The following is a 12,708-nucleotide window of genomic DNA, read 5'->3' on the forward strand; positions in this document are numbered from 1 at the left end:
AGGTAAGCGAAAGCTGCTTATGTTTAGGGGTTACCTACTTGTCGGAGCCAAGCGTGTCGTCGACCCAACCCGAGCAGCCTGAAGTCGCCCTTCCCGCCGAAGCCATCTTCACGGCGCTGCTCGAGAGCCAGAATACCGTTCCTTTCCAGCCCGCGACCAACGGACATGGGCCCGCGCCGACCCCCGCCGCGCCCGCGACCCCGGTGGCCGCCACGGTCACGGTACCCGCTAATGCGGTACAGCTGAGGGGCCCGGCCCTCAAGCTGGCCCAGAACATGGAGGCGTCGCTGGCCCTGCCGGTCGCGACCACCTTCCGCGAGCTCCCGGTCCGGACCCTCGAGCTGCGCCGTGCCGACCTCAATGCCAAGCTCAAGGCGGCTGGGCGGAGCGAGAAGCTCTCGTTCACCCACCTGATCGCCTGGGCCCTCGTGCAGGCAACCAAGGAATTCCCCTCGATGGGGATCAGCGTCCTCAAGAGCGGCGCCGACACCTTCAAGGTGGTCCCCGAGCACGTCAATCTCGGGCTGGCAGTTGATGCCCAGCGCAAGGATGGCACCCGCGGCCTCGTCGTGCCGGTGCTCAAGCAGGCCGACACCATGGAGTTCGCGGCCTTCCTCGCCACCTATGAAGCGCTGGTCGAGAAGGCGCGCACCAACAAGCTGATGCCCGACGATTTCGCGGGTGCCACGATGACGCTCACGAACCCCGGCGGGCTCGGGACGGTGGCGTCGGTTCCGCGGCTGATGCCAGGTCAGGGCACCATCATCGCGACGGGCGCGATTGCCTACCCGCCCGAGTTCGCGGCGATGGACCAGGCGACGATCAAGCAGCTCGGGCTCTCCAAGGTGATGATGATCACCAGCACCTACGATCACCGGGTGATCCAGGGCGCCGAGTCGGGGAGCTTCCTGCGCGCGGTCGATCAGATGCTGCAGGGTGAGCACAACTTCTACGAGACGATCTTCTCGGGCCTCGGTGTCGCCGCCCCTGCGGCCATCGCCGCGCCGGCCGCTGCTTCCGTCGATGCGCCGCGCCCCGCGCGCGTGGACGAGGCGATGTCGCCAGCCTCGCCGGTGCAGCTGCATCACGTTGCCGGCGCGATGGCGCTGGTGAAGGCGTTCCGCACCCACGGCCATCTCGCGGCGCATCTCGACCCGCTCGGCAGCACTCCCGTGGGCGACCCGGCCCTCGATCCGGCCGAGGTGGGCCTCACCGCGCAGGACATGGCGACCATTCCGACCGACGTGCTGCGCATTGCCGTTCCGGGCAACACACTCGCCGAGGCGCTGCCGCACTTGCAGGCAACGTACTGCGGCACGATTGCCTATGAGGTCGAGCATATCGCGTCGCACGAACGGCGCGTCTGGCTGCGTGAGCAGATCGAGTCGGGCGTGCATCGCGTGCCACTCACCGTCACGCAGAAGCGGGCATTGCTGGAGCGGCTGTCGCAGGTCGAGGGGATGGAGCGCTTCCTTCACAACGCCTACATCGGCGCCAAGCGCTTCTCCATTGAAGGCGTCGACATCATGATCCCGATGCTCGACCTCGTGAACGAGCTCGCGGCTGATGCCGGGGTGCGCGAAGTGGTTCTCGGCATGGCGCATCGTGGCCGGCTCAACGCGCTGGCTCACACGGTGAATCTGCCGTACGCCACCATCTTCGCCGAGTTCGAGGGTGGCAAGGCAGCCGAATCGGGGATGATTCCCGAGGGCGGCACCGGCGACGTGAAATACCATCTCGGTGCGACCGGAGCCTTTGTCGCACCGAGTGGCAAGGAAACGTCGGTGACGCTGCTGCCGAATCCGAGTCATCTCGAGTTCGTCGGTGCGGTCGTCATTGGTCATGCGCGAGCCCGGCAGACCGATCGCAGCACCCGGGAGCTGAGCTACAACTCCGATGCCTCGATGCCCGTCACCATCCACGGCGATGCTGCGTTCCCTGGTCAGGGCGTGGTTGCCGAGACGCTCAACCTCGGCGGACTCACGGGATACCGGACCGGTGGCACGATTCACCTCATCGCGAACAATCAGGTCGGCTTCACCACCGACCCGATCGATGCGCGCTCCACGCGCTACTCGTCGGACCTTGCGAAGGGATTCGACATTCCGATCATCCACGTCAATGCCGATGATCCGGAGGCCTGTCTTTCCGCCGTGCGGCTCGCCGTGGCGTACCGGATGAAGTTCCGCGGCGACGTGCTGATCGACCTCGTTGGCTATCGTCGCCACGGCCACAACGAGGGCGACGAGGCCTCGTACACGCAGCCGACGATGTACGCACTGATCAAGGCACTGCCCACGGTGCGGGCACAATACGCCGAGGCGCTCACGCGCGAAGGCGCCATCGCGCCGGGTGAAGCCGAGACAATCGTGACGCGGACGTACGACAACTTCATCGCGGTACAGACGGCGTTCAGGGCGTCCATGGCGACGGCAGAGCCGAAGCCATCGCACGGCGGCGCAGGAGCGCCTCCGATCGAGGTGAAGTCGGTCAATGCGACGATGCTCACGGCGCTCAACGAACAGTTGCTGACCTGGCCCGAGGGATTCACGCCGAATCCGAAGCTTGCGAAGACGCTTGAGCGGCGGCGGGCCGGGCTCACCGCTCCCAAGGGAATTGATTGGGGCCACGCGGAGGCGCTCGCGTTCGCGTCACTGCTCGTGGACGGCGTGCCGCTCCGGTTGACGGGCCAGGACGTTGGCCGCGCGACCTTTGCGCAGCGGCACATCGTACTGCACGACACCAACACCGGCGCCGAAGTGATCACGATGCAGCGCTTGCCCGAAGCCACGGCAACGGTCGAGGTGCATAACTCGCCGCTCTCCGAACTCGCCTGCATCGGATTCGAGTACGGCTATGCCACCACCGCACCCGAAGCCCTGGTGCTTTGGGAGGCACAGTACGGTGACTTTGCCAACGGCGCGCAGGTGATGATCGACCAGTTCATCACCTCGAGCCTGAGTAAGTGGGGCGTCACCTCGCGGCTCACCTTCCTGCTGCCGCACGGCTATGAGGGTGGCGGACCGGAACACTCGAGCGCACGTCTTGAGCGCTATCTGCAGGCCTGCGCCGAAGGAAATATCCGCGTGGCGAACCCCACGACGGCAGCGCAGTACTACCACCTGCTGCGCCGTCAGGCACTCACCAGCGAGTTGCGCCCTCTCGTCGTGATGACGCCGAAGTCGCTGCTGCGGCTCCCGGCCGCCGGCTCATCGCTCGACGATCTCACTGCCGGCCGCTTTCAGCCGGTGCTCGGCGATGCACCGTCGGGCGAAGCAAAGCGGTTGCTGCTCTGCAGCGGCAAGGTGTATTACGACCTGCTCAAGGGCGCAGGAGATCAGGCCCGGCCGCCGATCGGTCGCGTCGAACAGCTCTATCCGTTCGCCGACAAGGAACTCGCCGCACTCTTCGCCGGCTATCCCGCGCTCACCGAGATCGTCTGGGTGCAGGAAGAGCCGCAGAACATGGGAGCGTGGAGTTACATCGCTCCGCGCCTCACGGCGATTCTCCCCAAGGGCGTCACGCTGCGGTACGTCGGGCGGCCTGAGCGCGCGTCGCCGTCCGAGGGATACTCGTCGCAGCATGATGTGGAGCAGAAGCGGATTGTTGCGGAGGCGATCAGCGCGCAGAGATGAGAGACTAGAGACTAGAGACTAGAGACTAGAGACTAGAGGACTGCACCAACACGAAGGGCCGATATCTCATTGAGATGTCGGCCCTCTCTAGTCTCTAGTCACTAGTCTCTATTCTCTTGCTTCAGTCCGGCGGCAGCAACGGCCGCTCACTCGCATTCTTCGCAAGCGACTTGAGCGGCTCGGAGAGATGCTCGCCGTAGTGCAGCAGGAAGACGCCGCGCGCGCGCTTCGCCATCAGGAAGGCGAGGAGCGGGGTGTCGGCCTTGGCCGCATTACAGGGCCGGCACGCGAGCACGAGGTTGTCCGGACGATCGTAGGCCGACTGGCCGCGCCGCGGACGGACGTGATCGAGCGTGATGGTGTCGGGAGGTACCCGGGTGCCGCAGTACGCGCACACCGAGCCGTGGTGTGCCAGCAGCCATTCGCGATGGGAGCCGTAGGAGCGTCCAGGAGACTTGCGAAGTCGGGAGCCGGTGCTGCCGTTGGTGGTTTCCAGCTCTTCGGCTGGTGGGGCGACGTTGGTACCGCCGCGTCGTCGAGTTCGTGCCACGAAAATCCTTTTGAGGTTCAGTTCTACAGTCCGGTAACGCTAACGGCCCGACCCCGGTTCCGCGAGGGCGGGCGCTCAGTGGCTCAGGACGAGCGACGAGACCAGCACCGAGAGCCCCACCAGCACCAGCAAGAGCACGGCTTCGCGTGCCCTGGGAGTCCGTGTCCCCCGCCCCGCGCCCTCAAGGAACGAGGAGATCGGCGACGGCTGGGGCGTCGGAAAGGCATCGAGGACCCCGAGCACCGCCTCGGCCCTGGTCGGTCGCAGCGCAGGATCGGCCGCGAGCAGCGATGCGACCAGCGTGTCGAGAGCGGCAGGAATTCCGCGGCGATGATCGCTCAACTTGCCGACCGCGCCATCGGGGAGGTCGCCCGTGAAGAAGGCCCAGGCGAGCGGCCCGAGGGCATCCAGATCGGCTCGCGCATTGTTGCCCGTTGTCGCCGCGAAGCCGCTGATCTGGACGTCGGTTGGCGTGAGATGCACGGCATCGAGGTCGAGCGCGCCATGTGCCAGGCCGGCCCGGTGGAGCGACGCAATCGCGCGAGTCAATCCGCGCAGCGCGAGAATTCCCTGCCGGACACCCAGCGCCCCGCCATCGCCCAACCGCTGCATTGCCGTCGGCGCCCGCAAGACCAGCTCGGCGACCCAGGGTCGCCCATCGAGATCTCCCACGCCTACGGGCAGGGCAAGCGCCGGATGCGCCAGCTGGCGCAGCCGCACGACCCGATCACGCATTGCTGCTGGGCTTGGCCCCTCGGGCGGTGCTGGGTGGAGGATGATTCGCAATTCGGCGCCGGATTCGCGACAGGAGGCCGCAAAGAGGCGCCGCCCACCCAACGACGGCAACTCCTCGCCCAACAGCGCGAGAGCGCCGAGGGAGAGTTGCAGTCGGGGGCGGATGGTATTGCTGCTCATCGAAGTCGCGTCCTCATTCCCGAACCAATTGCACCGGTTGTGCCACCGGCCGGAGGCGGCGGCCGGCAAAGTGACTGAAAATCAGTCAGTGGCTCGAACGTAAAGCATTGCAGCGCATTGATTTGGACGATAATTCCCGCCCTGTTTTGAGCACGCACCCGGGGTCCCGGATTATCTTGATGCGGCCTCGGGACATCCTCGGGCCTCACCACCCCGAGCCCCGAACATCCCGTGACCGCTGCGACCCGCCCGTCCGTCGATACCCCCGAAGCGTGGCTCACCATCAACTCCATTCGCGTGCTCGCGATGGATGGTGTGGAGCAGGCCAACTCTGGCCATCCTGGCACTCCGATGGCACTGGCGCCGGTTGCCTACGTGCTCTGGAGCCGCCACCTCAAACACGCGCCGCACGAGCCGCACTGGGCCGATCGCGATCGCTTCGTGTTGTCGTGTGGCCACGCGTCGATGCTGATCTACAGTCTGCTGCACCTCGCGGGATACGACCTTTCGCTCGACGACATCAAGCAGTTCCGGCAGTGGGGATCGAAGACGCCGGGGCATCCCGAGCGTGGCCACACGGTCGGGATCGAGACCACCACCGGCCCGCTCGGTCAGGGGATCGGCAATGCCGTCGGGATGGCGATCGCGGAGCGCCTGCTGGCGTCGCAGTTCAATCGCGGCGACAACGAGCTGATCAATCATCGCACCTGGGTGCTCGCCTCCGACGGTGACATGATGGAAGGCGTCGCCAGCGAAGCGGCGTCACTCGCGGGGCATCTCGCGCTCGGCAAGCTCAAGGTGATCTACGACGACAACCGGATCACCATCGACGGCCGCACCGACATTGCCTTTACTGAAGATGTCGGCGCCCGCTACGCGGCCTACGGCTGGCACGTGCTGCACGTGGCCAACGGCAACGATCTGGTCGCGATCGATGAAGCACTCACGCAGGCCGCGGCGGTCGACGACAAGCCGACCCTGATCGTGCTGCGCACCATCATCGGTGACCCGGCACCCACCAAGCGCGATTCGCCGAAGGCCCACGGCGAGCCGCTCGGCAAGGACGAGATCGCCAAGACCAAGGCGATCCTCAACTGGTCGACCGAACCGTTTTACGTTGCCCCTGAGGCCTACGCGGAAATGCGGCCCTTGGCCGAGAGGGGCAACGGAATGGTCAGCGACTGGAAGTCGCTGCTCGGCAAGCATCCCGATGGTGCCGCGTTCACCGCGCAGATGGCGGGCGAGCTTCCGGCGGGCTGGGATGCCGCGCTCCCCGACCTCGGTGCCGAATCGCTGGCGAGCCGCCAGGCGTCACAGAAGGCGCTCACCGTGCTCGCGGCGTCAGTTCCTGGAATGGCCGGCGGCTCGGCCGATCTTGGCGGCAGCAACGGTACCAACATCAATGTCGGTGAAGCGTTCGAACCGGGTCGTGCCGGCACTCGCATCCACTGGGGCGTTCGCGAGCACGGGATGTGTGCGGCACTCAACGGCATGGCGGCGCACGGTGGCGTTCGCCCGTACGGCGCGACTTTCCTGGTCTTCAGCGATTACTGCAAGCCGTCGATCCGGCTCGCGGCACTGATGGGCCTGCCGACGCTCTACATCTTCACCCACGATTCCATCGGACTCGGCGAAGACGGCCCGACCCACCAGCCGATCGAACATCTCGCCATGCTTCGCGCGATTCCTGGCATGACAACGCTGCGGCCGGCCGATGCCGCCGAGACCGTGGCGGCGTGGCGCGCGGCGATCAACCATCGCTCCGGCCCAGTGGCGCTGGTGCTCACGCGCCAGAAGCTTCCTGCCCTCGCACGCACGGCCGACGCAGTGAGCGAGACGGCGCGCGGCGGCTACATCCTGCACGAGCCGGCAACGGCACCGCGCGCGATCGTGATCGCGACCGGCTCCGAAGTTTCCGTTGCAGTGGCTGCCGCCGAGACGCTTGATGCTAGCGGCGTCCCGACGCGCGTGGTGTCCATGCCCTCGTGGGAACTCTTCGCGGCGCAGGATGCGGCGTGGCGCGATCGCGTCCTCCCGCCCGCGATCACCGCGCGTGTCTCGATCGAAGCAGCGACGACCTTCGGCTGGATGCAGTTTGTCGGGACCCGCGGGATCAGCATCGGCATCAATCACTTCGGCGCCTCGGCCCCGGCCGAGACGCTGTTCAAGGAATTCGGCTTCACCGCCGACCACGTGGCGCAGGCCGTCCGTTCGCTTGTCTGACCTGATGAGGTTGTCATGCCCAATCCAATGACTCGTCTCGGTACCATCGGCCAGAGCCCCTGGTACGACTTCATCACGCGCGACCTGGTACACTCGGGGGAGCTGGCGCGATTGATCCGCGAGGAAGGACTGCGCGGCATGACCTCCAATCCCACGATCTTCGAGAAGGCGATTGCCGGCAGCAGTGATTACGACGCCGATATCCGCGCCCTCGCGGCCAAGGGTGCGACGCCGGCCGAAATCGTCGAAGCGTGCATGGTCGCCGACGTTCAGGCCGCGTGTGATGTCTTCCGGCCGGTCTATGACGCCAGCGGCCACGGCGATGGCACAGTGTCGATCGAAGTGGCGCCGACACTCGCGAACGACACGGCCGGCACGATCGCCGAGGCCGAGCGTCTCTGGGCGCGCGTCGCGCGGCCGAATGTGATGATCAAGATTCCTGGCACCCTCGCAGGATTGCCGGCGATCACCCACTGCCTGGCGCAGGGGATCAACATCAACGTCACGCTGCTCTTCTCGGTCGAGCGCTATCGGCAGGTGGTTGATGCCTTCCTCAGCGGCCTCGAGCAGCGTGCGGCCGCCGGTGGCCAGATCAATGCACTCCACTCGGTCGCGTCGTTTTTCGTGAGCCGGGTCGATGGTCTCACCGACACCTCGCTTGCCACCCTTGGAGAGGCCGGCGCGCAGTATCACGCGAAGATCGCCATCGCGAATGCGATCGTCGCCTACGCCGCTTTCGGCGAGACGCTGCTGACGCCGCGCTGGCAGGCACTCGCCGGCCGTGGCGCCAAGGCGCAGCGCCCGCTCTGGGCCTCGACCAGCACCAAGGATCCGAAGCTTTCCGATACGCTGTACATCGAATCGCTGATCGCGCCCGACACCGTCAATACCATCCCGCCCGACACCTACAAGGCCTACCTCGACCACGGCGACCCGCACGTGCGGATCACGCCACAGACCGAAGTCGAGGCGGCCGAGACGCTGACCGGCTATGCCCGCATCGGTGGTCGTCCGCTGACCGAAATTACCGCATTTCTGGAAGTCGACGGTGTGGCGAAGTTCGCGGCATCGTGGCATTCCCTGCTGGATCGTGTGCAACAGAAGGCCGGCGCCCTCGTCGGCTGATCCTCACCCGAAGGAGTTGGCATGCTGAGTGGCCTGCGAAAGATTTCGCTGACCCGCTGGATCATCATTTCAATGATCGTCGGCGTCACGATCGGCTATCTCGACAACGCAGTCTGGACCGAGACCGACGTCGCGTCGTACCTCGCGCCGGTTTCGTCAATCTTCCTCCGGATGATCAAGTCGATCGTGGTACCGCTGATCTTCGGGTCACTGGTCGTGGGCATTGCCGGTCACGGCGACGATCTCAAGCGCGTGGGTCGCCTCGCGTTGCGCAGCATCATCTATTTCGAGATCGTGACCACACTGGCTCTGGTAATTGGCCTGGCCGCAGTGAACCTCACCAAGCCGGGCGTCGGCGTCGTGCTCAACGCTCCCGCCGATACGGGCCAGCAGCTCGCCCAGACCAAGACCACCCTTGCCGGCGTGCTCGAGCACACGGTGCCAGCATCGTTCTTCGATGCCGCAGCCAAGAACGAAGTACTGCAGGTCGTCTTCTTCTCGCTGATCTTCGCGATCGCCCTGGCACAGGTGAAGGGGAAGCCGAAGGAGATGATGCTCGGCTTCTGCGAGTCGCTCTCCGAAGTGATGTTCAAGTTCACTGGCATCGTGATGATGTTCGCACCCTTCGGCATCGGCGCCGCCATCGCCATCACCATCGGACATAGCGGCCTCGGCGTGCTGCGAAACCTTGGCGCACTCGTGCTCACGCTCTACGGCGCGCTGGCCGTTTTCGTCCTGCTGGTGCTGATTCCGATTGCCCTGGTGGCGAAGGTCCCGCTGCGGCACTTCTGGAAGTGGGTCAAGGAGCCGTACCTCATTGCCTTCTCGACGGCATCCTCAGAAGCGGCGCTCCCGCTGGCGATGGAGAATCTCGAGAAGATGGGCGTCCCCAAGCGGATCGTCGCCTTCGTGCTGCCCACCGGCTACTCGTTCAACCTCGATGGCTCGACGCTCTACCTCGCGGTGGCGTCGGTGTTCGTGGCGCAGGCCGCCGGTATCGACATGACACTGGGCAATCAGATCGTGATGATGCTGACGCTGATGCTCACCTCGAAGGGCGTTGCCGCCGTTCCGCGTGCCTCGCTGGTGATCCTCTCCGGCGCGCTCGCCACCTTCGGCCTGCCGCTCGAAGGCGTTGCCGTCATCCTCGGTGTCGACGCGGTGATGGATATGGCGCGCACTTCGATCAACCTGCTCGGCAATTGCCTCGCCTCGGTGGTGATGGCGCGCTGGGAAGGGGATTTCCACCCGGTGCTCGACGCCGAGGCCTGAAAGGCAGCCAGTATGCGCCGGTGAGAGTCCTCAGCCGGCGCGGCGACAGGTCAGTGAATCACCAATGGCCCAGACGCCGCCCGGTCGCGGGAGTTCCCACGCGAACCAGTAGGTCGAATCCGACGTGCGCCGGTAAGTGAAGCGATCCGGCGCACCAACCGGTGCCCCCGGAATCCGGAGCATGCTGGTATCCTTGACGAACACGAGCGCCTCATCGCGCCACCCTTCGCTGCGATAGGCACGCACGGAACTATTGTCGTGCAGTAGCGAGACAATCCCCGAATCCCGTGCCTGATGCCCCCAGAGTGCGCCCGCGCGGTAGCTGCCGGGCGCCACGTCGGTGTGCCGATACTGCAACCACTTCCCTCCCAGATCCGACGTGAACGAGACGGTGGCTTCCAGTTTGCGACCGCTGGGGAAGCCGCCACTGCAACGCCACTCGCCCCGGAAGAAGCGGAACCACGCTTCGCTGCTGTCGGCGGCCGTGATTCGTATCGGAACGGGTGATGTCACTGCTCGAGCGGACCAGCTCGCCACGCCGACGGCAAGAGTAACGAAGAATGGCAATCGCATGACGGACTCCTGACGATAGAGGCAATAGAGGAGGCGAAGGACGAGCGAGAGCGTGCGCTGGTTTCAATCGCAATTGAGTAGCTTTTCTGAATGCGCGCTCGGTCCGTAAGCTGGTTTACGATCTTCTTACTCGCCGCCCCCCTCGCGGCGCAGTCGCCGCTGGCCGAGGCCGAAGCCGCGATTGCATCGGGGCAGCCGTGGCGAGCGTCGCAACTGCTCGCCCCCACTCTCGCCAACGCCGATAGTCGCACCCCCGAAGTGGTGATCCTCGGTGCTCGCGCCGCGGCAGGGTGGGAGGGGTGGTCCGTGGTCCGGCGACTCCTCGAAACGGCGCCATGGATCGACACCCAGTTTGATCGACTCGGTCGCCGGCTGCTCGCCGAGGCGGCCCTCGCCGAGCAGCGCAATCCTCAGGCACTGGGCTACGCGCAACAGGCCGTGGTGCTCACCCAGCAGGGGCGCAGTACCCAGGAACAGGGCGAGCGTCTCCTCCTCCTCGCGCGCGCCTACGACCGGGCCGAGCAACGCGACTCGGCGGCGGTGGTCTATCACCGCGCGGCGGGCTTCCTGCCCGACATCGCCGACTGGGTCAACCTCCGCGCGGCAGGCGTCACCAGCGACTCGGTCGTGCGCAGCGCCCTGCTCTCGCAGGTCACCCTTGCAGCGGCCATACCGCGGGTGCCCTGGACCGAAGCCCTCGCGCGTGAGCGCAGCGGTGATTTCGCCGGCGCAGCGGCGCGCTACGATCGGCTCGGTGCGCGTGTGTCGGCCGCGCGGATGCGCTGGCGTGCGGCCGCAAACGGCGCCGACAGCGCCCGCGTCGTCGCCTCGCTGATCGCGATGCTCGCTCCGGCGAACACCGCGGCGCAGTCACGCGAAGCACTCGACCTGCTCGACCGGATTTCACCGGCACTGAGCCGTGATCAGCGACTCGTGATCGCCCGCCGAGCCGCAGCCGTGGGGCGTACTGTGCAGGCGATGGATGAATTCGCTGCCGCTGCGAAGGCGAGCCCGCTCACCGGGCCCGATCGCTTCAGTTACGGCACCGTCCTCGGCGCGCTCAACCGCTGGCCCGAGGCAGCCCGGCAGTTCCAGGGCGTCACCGTGCCGGCACTCGCGGGGCACGCAGCGTACTTCAATGCGCGGGCGCTCCTGCGGAGCGGCAACAGTGCCGGGGCAATCACCGCCCTGCGCGACGTGATTACCCGCTTCCCGCGCGACAGTGCCTCCGCCGCAACGGCACTCTTTCTGCTCGGTGACCTCGCGATTGATGGTGGCCAGCCGGATTCGGCGCGGGCACGCTTCCTCGCCCTCGCGGAGCGGTATCCTGCGGCGGCGGAGCGGCCACGGGCCGTGATGCTGGCGGCACTGATTGCCTTCCAGCGGGGCGACCCGACCGCCACAATCCGCGAACTCACGGGAGCACTGGCGCGGAACGCCGGCGGCGAGGGCGACGCGATGCGTTACTGGATCGCGCGTGCCAGATTCGCGGCAGGTGATACGGCTGGCGGGCAAGCGGCTTTGCGCGAGCTCTTGCCCAAGGGCCCCGAGAGTTACTACGCGCTGCGGGCGGCCGCCCGACTCGACACCCTGCCCTGGCGGAGCGTCGCGATCACGCCGAACAGCGTGAGCGACTCACTCCGGCCGGTCTTCGCGCGAGCCGCGCGACTCGATTCCCTCGGGCTCGACGTCGAATCGCGTCTCGAACTCGATCGCCTCGCCGGCGAGGCCCAGAATATTTCGGCTATGATCGCGACCGGACAGGCCTTCGTGACCAGCGGCCTGGCATCCCGTGCCCAGCAGCTCGGTGCGCGCGCCAGCGCTGCCGGTGCGCCACGCGACGCCACGCTCTGGCAGCTGCTCTATCCGCTTCCGTTCGAGAGTGCGCTGCGCGCCACGGCCGAACGCGCAGGTGTTGACCCGATGCTCGCCGCATCGGTGATCCGGCAGGAATCCGGCTTCGTTCCTCACGCGACGTCGCGGACCGATGCGCGCGGGCTGATGCAGATCATGCCGCCGGTAGGCCGCGAGCTCGCTCGCGGCATCGGCCTCGGCGACTTTGACCCCGCGTTGCTCTGGATTCCCGACGTGAACCTGGCGCTCGGAATGCGGCACTTCAGTGCGTCGATGAAGCGCTACCCCGATATGGAGCGCGCGCTCGCGGCCTACAACGCGGGAGGCACCCCGGTCGATCGCTGGTCGGCCACGCCACTCGATGGCCGGCTGCGAAGTGGCGAGGGGATTCGCGCGCCGATCGATGACATCGAGCTCTTCATCGAGCGGATTCCCTACGTCGAGACGCGCGACTATGTCCGGATCATCATCCGGAATTATGCGATGTACCAACTCCTCTACGGTCGGAGTTGACCTCCCGGTGGTGCCGCGCTAGCGCGGCACCGGTCTGGCCCAGCGCTT

The 12,708-nt window shown here is 66.3% G+C and carries 8 protein-coding genes; 5 read left to right on the forward strand and 3 right to left on the reverse strand.

Annotated elements, in window-relative coordinates; translation table 11 throughout:
- Positions 1-53: 53 nt before the first annotated feature.
- A complete protein-coding gene (locus V4558_04935) occupies positions 54-3,635 on the forward strand; it encodes a multifunctional oxoglutarate decarboxylase/oxoglutarate dehydrogenase thiamine pyrophosphate-binding subunit/dihydrolipoyllysine-residue succinyltransferase subunit (protein MES2304826.1) in 3,582 nt (1,193 codons plus the stop codon).
- A gap of 121 nt (positions 3,636-3,756) precedes the next feature.
- On the opposite strand, the gene V4558_04940 is transcribed toward V4558_04935, so the two are convergent.
- Together V4558_04940 and V4558_04945 are read right to left on the reverse strand one after the other, a co-directional pair.
- Positions 3,757-4,185, reverse strand: a complete 429-nt coding sequence (locus tag V4558_04940) for an HNH endonuclease signature motif containing protein (GenBank protein ID MES2304827.1) — start codon at positions 4,183-4,185, stop codon at positions 3,757-3,759.
- A 75-nt stretch (positions 4,186-4,260) separates the two neighbouring features.
- Complete coding sequence (locus V4558_04945) at positions 4,261-5,100, reverse strand: hypothetical protein (protein MES2304828.1); 840 nt, start codon at positions 5,098-5,100, stop codon at positions 4,261-4,263.
- Positions 5,101-5,331: 231 nt separating this feature from the next.
- On the opposite strand from V4558_04945, the gene tkt reads away from it, so the two are divergent.
- The 3 genes from tkt to V4558_04960 are packed head-to-tail and all read left to right on the forward strand — an operon-like array spanning position 5,332 to position 9,720.
- A complete protein-coding gene (tkt, locus tag V4558_04950; GenBank protein MES2304829.1) occupies positions 5,332-7,323 on the forward strand; it encodes a transketolase in 1,992 nt (663 codons plus the stop codon).
- A 15-nt stretch (positions 7,324-7,338) separates the two neighbouring features.
- Complete coding sequence (gene tal, locus V4558_04955; protein ID MES2304830.1) at positions 7,339-8,448, forward strand: transaldolase; 1,110 nt, start codon at positions 7,339-7,341, stop codon at positions 8,446-8,448.
- Between the two features lie 21 nt (positions 8,449-8,469).
- Entirely contained in the window at positions 8,470-9,720 is a 1,251-nt protein-coding gene (locus V4558_04960; GenBank protein MES2304831.1) for a cation:dicarboxylase symporter family transporter, read from the forward strand.
- 30 nt (positions 9,721-9,750) lie between these two features.
- Here V4558_04960 and V4558_04965 read toward each other — a convergent pair whose 3' ends face one another.
- Positions 9,751-10,293 (reverse strand): hypothetical protein, encoded by a 543-nt coding sequence (locus tag V4558_04965; protein ID MES2304832.1) that lies wholly within the window; start codon positions 10,291-10,293, stop codon positions 9,751-9,753.
- A 90-nt stretch (positions 10,294-10,383) separates the two neighbouring features.
- On the opposite strand from V4558_04965, the gene V4558_04970 reads away from it, so the two are divergent.
- Positions 10,384-12,660, forward strand: a complete 2,277-nt coding sequence (locus V4558_04970) for a transglycosylase SLT domain-containing protein (protein MES2304833.1) — start codon at positions 10,384-10,386, stop codon at positions 12,658-12,660.
- The last annotated feature ends 48 nt before the right edge of the window (positions 12,661-12,708 follow it).

Source organism: Gemmatimonadota bacterium, assembly GCA_040388535.1.
Classification (GTDB): Bacteria; Gemmatimonadota; Gemmatimonadetes; order Gemmatimonadales; family GWC2-71-9; genus Palsa-1233.